This window comes from Streptomyces sp. SAI-170 (assembly GCF_049739565.1).
Taxonomy (GTDB): Bacteria; Actinomycetota; Actinomycetes; order Streptomycetales; family Streptomycetaceae; genus Streptomyces.
This window is the reverse complement of the sequence record NZ_JBMGQD010000001.1, coordinates 7,712,067-7,727,447: the sequence shown is the minus strand read 5'-3', so window position 1 is coordinate 7,727,447 and position 15,381 is coordinate 7,712,067. Positions and strand designations below refer to the sequence as shown.

The 15,381-nt window shown below is 73.2% G+C and carries 11 protein-coding genes; 9 read left to right on the top strand and 2 right to left on the bottom strand.

The window, feature by feature from the left end:
* The first annotated feature begins 20 nt into the window (after positions 1-20).
* Entirely contained in the window at positions 21-1,256 is a 1,236-nt protein-coding gene (locus RKD23_RS34690; protein ID WP_424857308.1) for a DUF4032 domain-containing protein, read from the top strand.
* Between the two features lie 13 nt (positions 1,257-1,269).
* Here RKD23_RS34690 and RKD23_RS34685 read toward each other — a convergent pair whose 3' ends face one another.
* Positions 1,270-2,139 carry a universal stress protein gene (locus tag RKD23_RS34685; RefSeq protein ID WP_424857307.1) on the bottom strand — a complete coding sequence of 290 codons (870 nt, stop codon included), beginning with the start codon at positions 2,137-2,139 and terminating at the stop codon, positions 1,270-1,272.
* A 60-nt stretch (positions 2,140-2,199) separates the two neighbouring features.
* On the opposite strand from RKD23_RS34685, the gene RKD23_RS34680 reads away from it, so the two are divergent.
* The 5 genes from RKD23_RS34680 to RKD23_RS34660 all read left to right on the top strand — a co-directional run bounded on the left by RKD23_RS34680 (position 2,200) and on the right by RKD23_RS34660 (position 9,225).
* Positions 2,200-2,553, top strand: coding sequence for a VOC family protein (locus RKD23_RS34680; protein WP_424857306.1), 354 nt, complete (start codon positions 2,200-2,202; stop codon positions 2,551-2,553).
* Positions 2,554-2,664: 111 nt separating this feature from the next.
* On the top strand, positions 2,665-4,344 hold the full coding sequence (locus RKD23_RS34675) for an FAD-dependent oxidoreductase (RefSeq protein ID WP_424857305.1): 1,680 nt from the start codon (positions 2,665-2,667) through the stop codon (positions 4,342-4,344).
* A complete protein-coding gene (locus RKD23_RS34670; protein WP_424857304.1) occupies positions 4,341-5,837 on the top strand; it encodes an ATP-binding protein in 1,497 nt (498 codons plus the stop codon). Before RKD23_RS34675 ends, RKD23_RS34670 begins: the two co-directional genes overlap by 4 nt.
* Entirely contained in the window at positions 5,827-6,177 is a 351-nt protein-coding gene (locus RKD23_RS34665) for a UBP-type zinc finger domain-containing protein (RefSeq protein WP_424857303.1), read from the top strand. The genes RKD23_RS34670 and RKD23_RS34665 overlap by 11 nt, the downstream gene beginning before the upstream one ends.
* Positions 6,178-6,261: 84 nt before the next feature.
* On the top strand, positions 6,262-9,225 hold the full coding sequence (locus RKD23_RS34660; protein ID WP_424857302.1) for a helix-turn-helix transcriptional regulator: 2,964 nt from the start codon (positions 6,262-6,264) through the stop codon (positions 9,223-9,225).
* A gap of 452 nt (positions 9,226-9,677) precedes the next feature.
* On the opposite strand, the gene RKD23_RS34655 is transcribed toward RKD23_RS34660, so the two are convergent.
* Positions 9,678-11,423 carry a M4 family metallopeptidase gene (locus tag RKD23_RS34655; RefSeq protein WP_424857301.1) on the bottom strand — a complete coding sequence of 582 codons (1,746 nt, stop codon included), beginning with the start codon at positions 11,421-11,423 and terminating at the stop codon, positions 9,678-9,680.
* A 199-nt stretch (positions 11,424-11,622) separates the two neighbouring features.
* Between RKD23_RS34655 and RKD23_RS34650 the strand changes: the two genes are divergently transcribed.
* The 3 genes from RKD23_RS34650 to RKD23_RS34640 all read left to right on the top strand — a co-directional run bounded on the left by RKD23_RS34650 (position 11,623) and on the right by RKD23_RS34640 (position 15,330).
* Positions 11,623-12,867, top strand: coding sequence for a serine hydrolase domain-containing protein (locus RKD23_RS34650; protein ID WP_424857300.1), 1,245 nt, complete (start codon positions 11,623-11,625; stop codon positions 12,865-12,867).
* 174 nt (positions 12,868-13,041) lie between these two features.
* Positions 13,042-14,316, top strand: a complete 1,275-nt coding sequence (locus RKD23_RS34645; protein ID WP_424857299.1) for a CAP domain-containing protein — start codon at positions 13,042-13,044, stop codon at positions 14,314-14,316.
* A 36-nt stretch (positions 14,317-14,352) separates the two neighbouring features.
* Complete coding sequence (locus RKD23_RS34640) at positions 14,353-15,330, top strand: threonine/serine dehydratase (RefSeq protein ID WP_424857298.1); 978 nt, start codon at positions 14,353-14,355, stop codon at positions 15,328-15,330.
* The last annotated feature ends 51 nt before the right edge of the window (positions 15,331-15,381 follow it).

The window sequence follows — 15,381 nt, the reverse complement described above, 5'->3', positions numbered from 1 at the left end:
GCTGCGTCTAGGGTCGGGCCATGGCTTTGCACATCAGCGCCACCAACCCGGAGCACCCGGCCCTGCTCCTCGAACTCCCCTGGCACACCCCGCTGGAGGACTGGCCCGACGACTACCTCGTGCCGCTGCCGCGCGGTATCTCCCGCCACGTCGTGCGCTACGCCCGCGCCGGTGACGAGGTCGTCGCCGTCAAGGAGCTCGCCGAACGGCCCGCGCTGCGCGAGTACGAGCTGCTGCGCGACCTGGACCGCCTCGGCATCCCGGCGGTGGACGCGCTCGCGGTGGTCACCGGGCGGGAGGACACCTCCGGTGAGCCGCTGGAGCCGGTGCTGATCACCCGTCACCTCGGCGGATCGATGCCGTACCGCTCGATGTTCGAGACGACGATGCGCCCGGCCACCATGCACCGCCTCATGGACGCCCTCGCCGTGCTGCTGGTCCGGCTGCACCTGGCCGGGTTCGCGTGGGGCGACTGCTCGCTGTCCAACACGCTGTTCCGGCGGGACGCGGGCGCGTACGCCGCCTACCTGGTGGACGCCGAGACCGGCGAGCTGCACGCCCGGCTCAGCCCCGGCCAGCGCGACTACGACCTCGATCTGGCACGCGTCAACATCAGCGGCGAGCTGCTGGACCTGGAGGCGTCGGGGGCGCTGCACCCGTCGGTGGACCCGATCGAGTTCGGCATGGAGATCTGCGCCCGCTACGGCGAGCTGTGGAAGGAGCTGACCCGCGTCTCGGTGTACCCGGCGGGCAAGTACCACTACATCGAGCGCCGTATCCGCCGGCTCAACGACCTCGGTTTCGACGTGGCCGAGATGCAGATCGAGCACTCCTCCAACGGCGACACGGTCACCTTCGTGCCCAAGGTCGTCGACGCCGGCCACCACCAGCGCCAGCTGCTGCGGCTGACCGGCCTGGACACCGAGGAGAACCAGGCGCGGCGGCTGCTGAACGATCTGGAGAGCTGGATGGCGACCCAGGACGACTACGCGCCCGGCGACCCTCTCGCGGCCCGGCCGGAGGTGCTGGCGCACCGGTGGGTGCGCGAGGTGTTCCGGCCGACCGTGCGGGCCGTCCCGCTGGAGCTGCGCGGCACCATGGACGCGGCGGAGATCTACCACCAGCTCCTGGAGCACCGCTGGTTCCTGTCCGAGCGCGCCCAGCACGACATCGGCATCGACACCGCGGTCAAGGACTACGTGGACAACATCCTGCCCAAGGCGAGGGAGACCCTGGAGTCCCCCTCGCACGAGTGAGGCACGGGCGAGGTCAGGCGGGCGGGACCACCGCGACCGGGCAGGGGGCGTGGTGCAGCACGCCGTGGGCGACCGAGCCGATGCGGGCGCCGACGGCGGTGCGGTGGGCGCGCCGCCCGACCACCACCAGCTGGGCCCGGGCGGCCACGGACAGCAGCACCTGACCGGCGCTGCCCATCTCGATGTGCTCGACGACGTGCACATCGGGGAAACGGTCCCGCCACGGCTGCAGCGCCTCGGCCAGCGCCTTGCGCTCGAACGGCTCGGGGCCGCCGGCGTCGTCGAGCAGCTTCAGGGAGCCGGGGCTGTAGGCGAACACCGGCGGCAGCGTCCAGGCACGCACCGCCCGTACGGTTGCTCCGCGGGCGGCGGCGGTCTCGAAGGCGAAGCCCAGCGCGGCCGCGCTGTCCTCCACCCCGCCCTGCTGGCCCACCACGATCTCGTGCCCGGCGACCTCGGCGGACGCCTTGTCCCCGGCGCGCACCAGCACCACCGGCCGGGCGGCCTCGGCGATCACCTGCTGGCCCACCGAGCCGAGCAGGAACCCGACCACGGGGCCGTGTCCGCGCGAGCCCAGCACCAGCAGCTCGGCCGCGGCGGCCGCGGCCACCAGCAGGTCGACGACCGGTCCCTCCACGGCGTCGGCGGTCACCTCCAGGCCGGGGTGGCGCTCGGCGGCCTTGCGCGCGGCCGCGGACACCGCCTCGCCCGCCCAGCGCGCCTGCGTGTCACGGTCCCCGTCGAGCGCCTCGTGCGGCTCGTACTCCCACGCCTGTACGACCCTCAGCGGCCGCCCCCGCCGTACGGCCTCCCGGGCCGCCCAGGCGAGGGCCGCGAGGCTCTCGTCCGATCCGTCGACGCCTGCCGTGATCGGCCTCGTCATGCCGACCGCCCTCCTTCGTCGCTCATGTGCTGCCCGGTCAGTCTTCACTACGCTGCGTTCATGAGCCTCACGTGGGAGCAGGTAGTGATGGACGCGGCCGACCCGGTGGCCCTGGGCCGCTGGTGGGCCGAGGCGCTCGGCTGGGAGGTGCTGAACGACTCCTGGGAGGAGTTCGAGATCCGCCCGACCTCAGAAAGTCTTCCCGGAATCATTTTCGAGCCGGTGAAGGAGGGCAAGACCCGCAAGAATCGGCTCCACCTGGACTTCCGCCCCGACGACCAGAGCGCCGAGGTGGAACGGCTGCTCGCGCTGGGCGCCCGCCACGCGGACGTCGGGCAGGGTGAGCAGCCCTGGGTGGTACTGGCCGATCCGGAAGGGAACGAGTTCTGCGTCCTGCGCGAGAGAAGGCCGTGACGGCCCGCCCATGACCGAGCGGAAGAAGACGATCGAAATTACGATGGGCCGGGAGCCGGCGCGGCGGCGGGGAACCGCGCCGCAGGTACGAGCGCTCGGGGTGGGAGAGGCATGACTGAAGTCGCCGAGGCGGCGCGCACCGTCATCATGACCGTGGACGACGACCCGGGGGTCTCCCGTGCCGTCGCCCGTGATCTCAGACGCCGTTACGGAGGGTCGTACCGGATCGTGCGCGCGGAGTCCGGCGAGTCCGCGCTGGACGCGCTGCGCGAGCTGAAGCTGCGCGGCGATCTGGTGGCGGTGATCCTCGCCGACTACCGCATGCCGCAGATGACGGGCATCGAGTTCCTCGAGCAGGCCCTGGACGTGTACCCGGGCGCCCGGCGGGTGCTGCTGACGGCGTACGCGGACACCAACGCGGCCATCGACGCGATCAACGTGGTCGACCTGGACCACTACCTCCTCAAGCCGTGGGACCCGCCGGAGGAGAAGCTGTACCCGGTCCTGGACGATCTGTTGGAGGCGTGGCGGTCCAGCGACTTCCGGCCGGTGCCCAGCACCAAGGTCGTCGGGCACCGTTTCTCCGCGCGCTCCTCGGAGGTGCGCGAGTTCCTGGCCCGCAACCAGGTGCCGTACCGCTGGTACTCGGCCGACGAGCCCGAGGGCAGGCGGCTGCTGGCCGCGGCGGGCGAGGACGGGCAGCGGCTGCCGCTGGTGGTCACGCCCGACGGCGCGCCGCTGGTCGAGCCCGAGGCGCCCGAACTGGCCGCGCGGGTGGGCCTTGCCACCACGCCGACCGCCGACTTCTACGACCTGGTGGTCATCGGCGGCGGACCCGCCGGTCTCGGCGCGGCCGTCTACGGCGCCTCCGAGGGGCTGCGTACCGTGCTCGTGGAGCGGTCGGCGACCGGCGGGCAGGCCGGGCAGAGCTCCAGGATCGAGAACTACCTCGGCTTCCCCGACGGTGTCTCCGGCGCCCAACTGGCCGAGCGCGCCCGGCGGCAGGCGGTCAAGTTCGGCGCCGAGCTGCTCACCGCCCGCGAGGTGACGGGCCTGGAGATCTCCGGCGCCGCACGGACCGTACGGTTCTCCGACGGCTCCTCGGTCTCGGCGCACAGCGTCCTGCTGGCGACCGGCGTGTCCTACCGGCAGCTGGACGCGCCGGGCCTGACCGAACTGACCGGCAAGGGCGTCTACTACGGCTCCGCGCTGACCGAGGCGCCCTCCTGCCTCGGCCACGACATCTACATCGTGGGCGGCGCCAACTCGGCCGGGCAGGCGGCGATGTACCTGTCCAAGGGCGCGAAGTCGGTCACCCTGCTGGTGCGCGGGCCCGACCTGTCGGCGTCGATGTCGCACTATCTGATCCAGCAGATCGCCGAGGCGCCCAACATCTCCGTGCGCACCGGCACGGTCGTGGAGGCCGCGCACGGCAGCGACCGGCTGGAGCAGCTCACGCTGCGCGACACCGTCACCGGTGAGACCGAACGGGTCGACGCGCAGTGGATGTTCGTGTTCATCGGCGCCGCCCCGCTGACCGACTGGCTGGAGGGCACGGTGCTGCGTGACGAGCGCGGCTTCATCCTGGCCGGGCCCGACCTGATGACCCCGGACGGGCGGCCGCCCGCGGGCTGGGAGCTGGACCGGCCGCCGTACCACCTGGAGACCAATGTGCCGGGCGTGTTCGTGGCGGGCGACGCGCGCGCGGAGTCCGCGAAGCGTGTCGCGTCCGCCGTCGGAGAGGGAGCCATGGCCGTCATGCTCGTCCACCGCTACCTGGAGCAGTCATGAGCGGACAGCGGATGCCCTGCAGTCCCAAGGAGATCGGCTCGCTGTTCCTGTTCGAGAAGCTGACGTCCGAGCAGCTCGGGCGGCTGTGCGCCGAGGGCCGGGTGGAGCTGTTCCAGCCCGGCCACGTCTACTCCGAGGGCGACCCGGCGACCTGCTTCTTCGTGCTGATAGAGGGCGAGGTCGTGCTGTCCCGCAAGGTCGGCGGCGACGACATCGAGGTGGTGCGCAGCTCGCACCCGGGGTCGTACACCGGCGCCATGCAGGCGTACATCGGCGACCGTGTGAAGCAGGTGTACAACAACTCGATGCGGGTGACGCAGCCGACGCGGTTCTTCGTGCTGCCGGCCGACACCTTCGCGGCCGTCATGCGGGAGTGGTTCCCGATGGCGGTGCATCTGCTGGAGGGCGTGTTCTTCGGGTCGAAGAACAGCGCGCGGCTGATAGGCCAGCGCGAACGGCTGCTGGCGCTGGGCTCGTTGTCGGCGGGCCTCACCCATGAGCTCAACAACCCGGCCGCGGCGGCCGTACGGGCCACGGCGTCGCTGCGCGAGCGGGTCGCCAAGATGCGGCACAAGCTGGCGATCATCTCCTCCGGCCCCTATCCGCCGGAGCAGCTCGCGAGCCTGATCGAGATCCAGGAGCGCACCGCCGAACGCGTCGCCAAGGCACCCTCGCTCAGCCCGCTGGAGGCCTCCGACCGCGAGGACGAGATCTCCGACTGGCTCGACGACCGCGGCATCACCGACGGCTGGCGGCTGGCCCCGACCTTCGTGCAGGCGGGGCTCGACGTGGACTGGCTGGAGCAGGTGGCCGCGTCGGTCGGCGAGGAGATCCTGGAGGCGGCCGTCGGCTGGCTCAACTACACGGTCGAGACCGAGCTGTTGATGGACGAGATCGAGGACTCGACCAAGCGCATCTCCAGCCTGGTGGACGCCGCCAAGCAGTACTCGCAGCTGGACCGGGCGCCCTACCAGAACTCCGATGTGCACGAACTCCTCGACAGCACCCTGATGATGCTGGCCGGGAAGTTCGGGCCGGAGATCAAGGTCGTCAAGGACTACGACCGTTCGCTGCCGAGGATCCCGTCGTATCCGGCGGAGCTGAACCAGGTGTGGACCAACCTGATCGACAACGCGATCGCGGCGATGAAGAGCGCCGGCGGCCAGGGCACGCTGACCGTGCGGACCGCGCTCGACAACGACCATGCGCTGGTGGAGTTCCGCGACACCGGGACCGGCATCCCGGCGGAGATCCGCGACCGGATCTTCGACCCGTTCTTCACCACCAAGCCGGTCGGCGAGGGCACCGGGCTGGGCCTGGACATCTCCTGGCGGATCGTGGTCAACAAGCACCACGGCAGCCTGACGGTGGAGTCCGTGCCGGGCGACACCCGCTTCCAGGTCCTGCTGCCGCTGACCGCCGAGGAGGGCGAGGCGGCGCCCGTGAACATCGAGGACACCGAGACACCCGAGGAGCCGGCGCATGTCCAGTGAGAACGGAATCGACCCGACCGTGCCGCCCAGCGGCGACGGCTGCGTCGAGTGCGACGCGGCCGGCGGCTGGTGGTTCCATCTGCGCCGCTGCGCCCAGTGCGGGCATGTCGGCTGCTGCGACGACTCGCCGTCCAAGCACGCCAGTGCGCACTACCGGGAGACCGGGCACCGGGTGATCCAGAGCTACGAGCCCGGCGAGGACTGGTTCTGGGACTTCGCCACGGACGAGCTGTACGCGTCCGGCCCCCAGCTGGCCCCGCCGGTGAGCCACCCGGCGGACCAGCCGGTGCCGGGGCCCGCGGGACGGGTGCCGGCGAACTGGGCGCAGTCGCTGCGCTGAGCACGCCGAAAGCCGTCGCCGGCCGCGTCCCACCGGGTGGGACGCGGCCGGGGTGTTGTCGGTGGGGCGTGCCAGGATGGGGGCGTGTCGAACAGCGCCTTCACTGTGACTCCTCTGGTCGGCCGGGAGGAGGAGTTCGCCCGGCTCACCGGGGTGCTGGAGCGTGCCCGCGGGGGTGAGGCGCGTGCGGTGCTGGTGGCCGGTGACGCGGGCGTCGGCAAGACGCGGCTGCTGGACGAGGTGGCCGCGCGGGCCGCGCGTGACGGCGTGACCGTGCTGACGGGACACTGTGTCGACCTCGGTGACGTGGGGCTGCCGTATCTGCCGTTCACGGAGGTGCTGGGCGCTCTCGCCGCCGACGAGCGGTTCGCGCCGGTCCTCGCCGCGCGGCCCGCGCTGGGGCGGCTGCTGGGCGGCGGTGCGGACAGCGCGCGGGACATGGGCGGACGGCTGCGGCTGTTCGAGGACGTGGCGGGGCTGCTGACGGACCTGGCACAGAGCGCGCCGCTGCTGATCGTCCTGGAGGACCTGCACTGGGCCGACCAGTCCTCCCGGGACCTGCTGCGGTTCCTGCTCAGCCGTGGGGTGCTGCAGCGGCCCGCGGGTGGCGCGCCCGGCAGCAGGCTCGCGGTGCTGGGGTCGTACCGCGCGGACGACCTGCACCGCCGGCATCCGCTGCGGCCGCTGCTGGCGGAGCTGGTGCGGCTGCCGTCGGTGGAGCGGCTGGAGCTGCGGCCCATGGCCGACGCCGAGGTGACCCGGCTGGTCCGGGTGCTCCAGGACGACCAGCAGGGGACGCTGCCGGAGGCCACGGTCCGCCGGATCGTCGAGCGCGCCGAGGGCAACGCCTTCTACGCGCAGGAGCTGCTCGCGGCGACGGACCCGGGGGCGGGCGGGGTGCCGGACGCGCTGGCCGATGTGCTGCTGATCCGTTTCGAGCAGGTCTCCGACACCGCGCAGCAGGTGCTGCGCACGGCCGCGGTCGCCGGGCGCCGGGTGGAGCACGAGCTGCTGCGGGAGGCGGCCGGGCTGCCCGAGGAGGCGCTGGAGACGGCGCTGCGCGAGGCCGTGGAGCGCCGGCTGCTGGTCTCCGCCGACGGCGACACGTACTCGTTCCGGCACGCCCTCGCGCGCGAGGCGGTGTACGCGGATCTGCTGCCGGGCGAGCGGGCGCGGCTGCACGGGGCGTTCGCCCGGCTGCTGGCCGGTCGGGGCCGCTGCGCGGAGACCGCCGCGGAGCGTGCTCACCACTACCGGGAGAGCCATGACCTGCCGGAGGCGCTCACCGCGTCCCTGGAGGCCGCCGACCACGCCAAGCGGCTGGGCGCGCCCGCCGAGGAGCTGCGCCATCTGGAGGCCGCCCTCGATCTGTGGGTGTCGGTGCCGGCCGAGGCGCGGCCGGAGGGTGAGGGGGGCGACCGGATCACCCTGATGCTGCGTGCCTCGGCGGCGGCCGCGCACGCCGGGGAGTCGCATCGCGCCGTCTCCCTCGCGCGGGCGGCGCTCGCGGGCGTCGGCCGGGACGCCGACTCGGAGTTGGCGGCCCGGGTCCGCTACACCCTGGCGGGCAATCTGCTGGACGTCGACAGTCTCACGGCCGCCTACGCCTACAGCAGCGAGGCACTGGCGCTGATCCCGGCCGATCCGCCGTCGCCGACCTGGGTGTGGGCGGCGGCCACGCATGCGCTGACCGCCCGGCAGGTCGGGAAGGCGGAGATCGCCCAGCGGGTGGCGCAGCAGGCGCTGAAGGCCGCCGAGGCCCTGGACCTCACCGACGCGCGGGCCGACCTGCTGGTCTCGCTCGCCTACTTCGACGGCCGCCGCAGCCCGGAGGGCCGGGCCCGGCTGCTCGAGGCGCGGGAGCTGGCCCGGGGTTCGGGCAATGCTCCGGTGGAGCTGCGTGCCCTGTTCCATCTGGCCATCGGCGCCTTCGAGGCGGGCGCGCTGCAGGAGTGCCTGCCCTGGCTGGACGAGGGGCTCGACCGGGCGCGCGGTGCCGGGCTGCTGTCGTCGCCGTATCCGCTGGAGATGCGCTATCTGCGGCTGATGGCGCTGTACTCGGTGGGCCGTTGGGACGACTGCGTCCGCGCGGCGGAGCAGGACGCCGGGGTGCTGCCCGCCGCGGGCGCGTTCACGGTGGGGCCCGCGCTGTTCGTGCGGCTCGCGCGCGGGGACGCGTCGGCCGTGGAGCGGGCCGAGGAGCTGCTGCGGGGGCCGTTCGAGTGGATGTCGGTGCTGGTCGCGGGGATCGTGCTGACGGACGCGGCCGCGCAGCGCGGGGACGCCGAGGGCTCGGTGGCGCGGATGCGGGCGTTGGCGGAGACCCTCAAGGACGACTCGGGCACCCTCCCGGACGTCACCGTACGGCTGGCCGCGCTCGCCCTGTCCGCGGTCGCCGACGCGGCGGTCGCGAGCCGCGCGTCCGGCGACGAGCCGGCGGCCCGGCGCTGGACGGACACGGCGGCCGAACTCGTCGGCCTGGCACGGCAGTCCGCCGGACGCGGTGTGAACGGCCGGCGGCAGGGCCCCGAGGGGCTGGCCTGGCTGGCCCGTGCCGAGGCGGAGTGCATACGGGCGCAGCGTGGCCTCGACCCGGAGGCCTGGGCGGCCGCCGTCACCGCGTTCGACTACGGGGACCCCTATGAACAGGCCCGCGCGCGGGTGCCGTTCGCGGAGGCCCTGCTGGCGGCCGACCGCCGCGAGGAGGCGGCCGCCGAGGCGAAGGCGGCCCGCGAGACGGCCGCCCGGCTCGGCGCCACGCCCCTGCTGGAGCGTGTCGACGCCCTTCTGCGCCGGGCTCGCCTCGCCGAGCCGGCGCCTGCGGGCAGCAGCGGCCCCGCCCGTCTGACGGCCCGCGAACAGGACGTGCTACGCCTGCTCGCGCTCGGCCGCAGCAACCGCCAGATCGGCGAGGAACTGTTCATCACCGGCAAGACCGCCAGCGTCCACGTCTCCAACATCCTCGCCAAGCTCGGCGCCGCGAGCCGCACGGAGGCGGTGGCGATCGCGTATCGGGAGGGCCTGATCGCAGGGGGGCGCGCGGGCTGACGGCCGCGGTGCGGCGGGGCTAGGGCGGGGCGCCCGCGGGGGGCAATGCGGGATGCCGGCGGGCGATGCGGGACGCCGGCGGAGCGACCGCGGGGACGAGGGCGGGGCGCCCGCAAGGGCGACTGCAGGGGGACCACAGGACGACGGCAGGACAACCGCAGGGGGCGACAGCGGGACGGCCCCGGGGGCGACTGCCGGACGACGGGGAGACGACCGCAGGGGCGACGGCAGAACGACCGCGGGACGATCGCGGGGGCGACCGCAGCACGATCGCGGGGACGACCGCGGGGGCGACGACGGCAGCACGACCACGGGACGACCGCCTGGACGACCACGGTGGCGACGGCAAGACGACCGCAGGGCGACAAGGGTCCGGCCCCAGGGACCGCGCCGGGACGGCGAAGGCGCCCCGGAGGTTGGTCCTCGGGGGCGCCTGTGGGTGCCGGTCGGCGTCAGCGGGTGGGGGTGTTGGCCACCCGGACGTTGACGGCCGCCCAGGCGCGGCTGACCGCCTTGTACTCGACGCTGCCCGAGCCGTACATGTCCCTGGCCGCCTTCATCGTCGCGATGCGCGCGTCGTGGAAGTCGGTCGTGGAGACCATGTAGCGGGTCAGGGCCCGGTAGAAGATGGCGAGGGCCTTGGCGCGGCCGATGCCCTTGACGGGCAGGCCGTCGATGGTCGGCGAGTCGTAGGTGACGCTGCCGATGGTCTTGCGGCCGCTGCCCTCGGCGAGCAGGTAGAAGGCGTGCGAGGAGACGCCGGAGCCGGCGTGGACCTCGGCGTCGTAGACGGCCGGCGACCAGTAGTCGATGGCGCCTTCCAGCACGTCGAGGGAGGGCTTGTCGAGGCGGCGCAGGAACTTCTGGGACAGGCCGAGCTTCTCGCCCATGAAGTAGTTCGGCGGGTTCTTGGCGTTCTTCGCCTGGAACTCGACGCCGGAGCCGAAGATATCGGCGAGCGACTCGTTGAGGGAGCCGGCCTCGCCGTACTGGTTGCCCTGGCGGTCGACCCGGGTGGGCTCGAGGCGGGCGGTGGCGTCCACGACGCCGTGGCTCAGCTCGTGGCCGGTGACGTCGAGGACGACGAGCGGCTTCTTGAACAGGTCGCCGTCCCCGTCGCCGTACAGCATGCAGCCGCAGTACGGGTCCCAGAAGGCGTTGCCGACCTTGTTGCCGAAGTGGACGATCGCGCGGGCGCCCTTGGAGTCGTTCTTGATGCCCTTGCGGTTGAACCGCTCCTTGTAGAAGTCCAGCGTCTCGGCGACGCCGTACTGGGCGTCGACGGCGGCGGTGGCCCGGTTGGAGACGGTGCCGTTGCCCCAGATGTTGGTGCTGGTGGTGAACCGCTTGGTCTGGGAGAAGGCGGTCGGCTCCAGGCCCCGCGCGTCGCGGGTCTCGGTGCCCCAGCGCTTGGGGTCCTTCAGCACGTACGTCGTGGCGGCCGTACGCGTGGTGGAGAGCTGGACCTGGCCGGCGAACAGCGACTTGCCGGTGCCGGTGGCGGGCGCCGGGTAGCTGGCGGCCGCCGTCGCGCCGGTGAGGCGGGGCGTGGCCGGCGCGATGCCCGTCGCGGGGTCGAGGCGCTCGCCGCGGGCGCGCAGGGTGCGCACCAGCTTCGGTGACAGGAACTCGTCGGCGTCGGGCGTGTTGCTGAGGATCTCGCCGGTGACGGCGTCGACGACGACCGTGCTGGTGCCGGTGCCCTCGGCGGTGTCGCTGCCGGTGACCTGGACCTGGTAGGCGAGGGTCGCGTCGCCGTCGCGGGCGTCCACGACGAGCTCGGCGGCGCCTGCGGTGCCGTCCGCGGCAGCGGCGGCCTTGGCCCGGGCCTGGCCGGCGGTGAGCTCGGCACGGACGGTGTCCGGGCGGACCGCGTGGTCGGCGGCGCGGGTCACGCCCGCGTAGGCCAGCTTGTCGGTGAGGTGGACGACGAGGTCACCGCCGAGGACGGGCATGCCGTTGTGGGTGCGGACGAACCGGACGTGCCGGGCGCCCTCCGGGTCGGTCAGCACGTCCTGCGGCTGCAGTTCGTCGCCGCGGACGACACCGGTCGCACCGGCGTGGGCGAAGGCGGCGGCCCGGGCCGCGTCGACGACCGAGGGCGAGGCGGTGTTCGCGAATGCCGTGCCGGTGAGGCCCGTGGCGGCCGACGTCACGGCGACGGCGACCGCCAGGCCGCGTATGTGGGGTCTACGCACTGTTGTGGCTTCCTTAGCGCCAGGGGCGGCCCTACAGGCCCGGAAAGGCAGGTTCGGCCGCCAACTGTGTGTCGCCTGTGGAGATGTGACGGGATGCGAGAAAGTTGCCCCGCCTGGATGTGACCGATCTCGCACGCAAAACCCCCATCTCGTGCGCAGACATGACCAACCCCCCAGGCAGGAGAGGGAGCGGAGCCGGATGGTGAAGAACACGGTGAGCAGGACCGCCGTACTCGGCGCGGTGGTGCTGTCCTTCCTGGCGGTGCCGGCCCCCGCGACGGCGGTATCGGCCTACGCCGCATCGGCCCAGAACGTCCCGCAGAGCGTGGCGGCGCCCGACCTCGCGGGGCTGCGCAGTGTGCTGAGCACGGCGCGACGGCAGGGTGCGCCCGGGGCGATGGCGCGCGTCGACGACCACGGCATCGTGCACCGGGTGTCCTCCGGCGTCGCCGACCGCGGAACCGGGCGGACCATCACCACCAACGACCGGTTCCGCATCGGCAGCGTCACGAAGGTCTTCTCCGCCGTGGTGCTGCTCCAGCTCGTCGACGAGGGCCGGCTGAAGCTGGACGCGCCCGTCAACCGCTATCTGCCCGGCCTGCTGCCCGACGACCGCATCACGGTCCGGCATGTGCTCAGCCACCGCAGCGGGCTGTACGACTACACCAACGACATGTTCGCCAAGACCGTGCCCGGCTTCGAGTCGGTCCGCAACAAGGTCTTCACCTACCGGCAGTTGGTGAGCCGCTCGCTGAGCCGGCCGCGCACGGGCGCGCCGGGGGCCGCGTACGCGTACTCCAACACCAACTTCGTCGTCGCGGGCATGCTGATCGAGAAGCTCACCGGGAAGAACGTGGCAAGCGCGTACCGCACCCGGATCATCGAGCCGCTGAAGCTGCGCGACACCTTCTACGTCCACCCGGACACGGCTCTGCCCGGCAGGTACGCGCGCGGCTATCTCACCCCCGACGAGGCGGGCGCGAGGCTCGTCGACTCCACCCGGCAGACGGTGTCCTGGGCACAGAGCGCCGGGGCCCTGATCTCCTCGGCCCAGGACCTGAACACCTTCACCTCGGCCGTCATGCGCGGGAAGCTCACCTCCACCGCGATGCTGCAGCAGATGACCAGGTGGACCCCGGTGAACAGCACCCAGGCGTACGGCCTCGGACTGCGGCGCCGCACTCTGTCCTGCGGGATCTCGGTGTACGGCCACACGGGCGCGGTCCAGGGCTACTACACGTACGCGTTCACCTCCAAGGACGGCAGGCGCAGCCTCGCCGCTCTGGCCAACACCTCCAACAACGGCAAGGTGCTCGACACGATGCTGGGCACGCTGGAGTCGGCGTTCTGCGGGAAGACCACGGCCAGGCGCGCCACCGTGCCGGCCGAGCGACAGCAGGACGCCGCGCAAGGGGCGGGGTCGGGGCTGATCGACGAGGGCTGACCCGATGACCTGACCCGACCCGGCCGATGACCTGACCGGACCCGACCGGGGACGGCCTGCTCGATGCGGGTCGGCCCGGCGTGTCGCGGGAACCCCGGCCGGGGCCCGGCCGTTGTGCGGTCGAGAGCCACGGCCGGGCGAGGGGTCCCCGGTCACGACAGCGGGGGGGGCGGGATGAGTGAGTTGGTCCCCGGGGGCAATGTGCCCCTGCCGCAGGGTGCGCTGACCGTGCGGGTGCCCGGGCCGTTCGACGTGTGCGCGCTGATCACGGACGACGGCGGCCGGGTGCGCGGCGACGCCGACTTCGTGTTCTTCAACCAGCCGTCCGCGCCGGGCGCCCGCCTCGCCGGTGACACCCTCACCGTCGACCCCGGAGCCCTGCGTGCCGGGGCCACCCGGGTCACCGTGGCCGTCAGCCCGGCCGAGCCCGGTACGCCCTTGAGCCACCTCCCCTCCCCCACCCTCCTTCTCACCGCTGCGGGCGGTCGCCTCCTCGCCCGCTTCTCCCCGCCCCGCCCCCGCGAGGAGACCGTCCTGCTCCTGGCCGAGCTCTACCGCCGCGGCCCCGCCTGGAAGCTCCGCGCCCTCGGCCAGGGCTACACCGAGGGCCTGGCGGGCCTGGCCCGGGACTTCGGCGTCGAGGTGACGGACGAGGGGACGAGCACCTCGGCGGGAAACGGTCCATCGCCGGATGCCCCCTCATGGCTGGCCCCCGTCAACGCCGCCCGGGCACAGGCCGGTTCACCCTCCGTCGCGTTCGACCCCCGCCTCGCCGCCGCCGCGCAGGGGCATGCCGCCGCGATGGCCGCCGCGGGGCGGCTCGGGGTCGAGGGGCAGGACGGCGTCTCGGTCTATCAGCGACTGACCCGGACCGGATACGCGTATGTGCGCGTCGGCGAGCATCTGGTGTCCGGGCCGCGCACCCCGGAGGAGTTCCTGGACCACTGCCTGAGCAGCGCGCAGGCCCGGCGCACCCTTCAGGACGCCGCGTTCACCCACGCCGGGCTCGGGCAGGCCGACATGTTCTGGACGGCGCTGTGGGCCCGGCCGCTCGGGCCCGGGGATCTGGCCCGTACGGAGGCGGAGGTGGTGGCGCTGACCAACGTCGAGCGGGCCACGGCCGGACTGCCGCCGCTCGCCGCGGACCCGCTCCTGACCAGAGCCGCGCAGGCGCACAGCGCGGACATGGTGGCCCGGGACTTCTACGCGCACACCGCGCCGGACGGCAGCAGACCCTGGGACCGGGCCGCCGCCGCGGGGGCCGCCCGGCGGTCCATAGGCGAGAACATCGCCTGCGGCCAGCGCTCCCCCGCCGAGGTGGTCACGGGCTGGATGAACAGCCCCGGCCACCGCGCGAACATCCTTCGGCCGGACTTCACCCACATAGGCATCGGCTTCGCGGGTGGCGGCCGGGCGGGCACGTACTGGACACAGCTGTTCGGCGCGTGAGCGACCCGGGACACGAGTACACGGAAAGGTGAGTTCTTGATCAGCATCACGGACATCGAGGCCGCGGCCGAGCGCATCGCCGGGCACATCGTCCGCACCCCCACCGTGCCCAGTCCGGGGCTGAGCGCGCTGCTCGGCGTGCCGGTCACGGCGAAGCTGGAACTGCTCCAGCACACCGGCTCCTTCAAGGTCCGCGGCGCCACGGCCAAGCTGCTGTCGCTCACGGAGGCCGAGCGCGCGGCCGGTGTGGTGGCGGTCAGCGGCGGCAACCACGGCATCGCGTTCGCGGTGACGGCCGCGGCCTTCCATGTGAAGGCCACGCTGGTGATGCCGCGTTCGGCGCCGGCCCGCGCGGTGCGGATCGCCGAGGCGGCGGGGGCGTCGGTGCGGCTGACCGACACCATGGACGAGGCGTTCGCGCTGATGGACCGGCTGCGCGGCGAGGGCATGACGCTGGTGCACCCCTTCGACGACCCGCTGGTCGTCGCGGGTCAGGGCACAGTGGGTCTTGAGCTGGCCGAGGACGCGGACGAGCTGACGGATGTGCTGGTCAGCATCGGCGGTGGCGGCCTGATCGCCGGTGTGGCGGCGGCCCTGAAGGCGCGACGCCCGGGTGTGCGGGTGTGGGGCGTGGAGACCGAGGGCGCCGAGGCGATGTCGGTGGCGCTGGCGGCAGGCGGGCCGAGACCGGTGCCGCTGTCGTCGATCGTGAGCACGCTGAGCGCCCCGTCGGTGAGCGAGCTGACCTACGAGCATGTGGCGTCCCTGGTCACCGAGGTGCTGGTGGTCCCCGACCGGGAGGCGGTCCGCGGCTGTCTGGACCTCGCCGAGCACGCCAAGGTGTGGGCCGAGCCGGCGGCCGGCTGTCTGCTTCCCGCGGCCCGCCGGGTGCTGGAGCGGGTCGGCGACGGGGCCCGGCTCGGTCTGGTGGTGTGCGGGGGCAATGTGTCGGCCGCGGACATGGCGGGCTGGACGGCCCGCTTCGGCCTGGACAGCACGGAGGACCCCGCCTGACGACTCCTTCCGCCCATCTCTCCTGACGTCAAGTCAGCGTTGCCGTCGCCG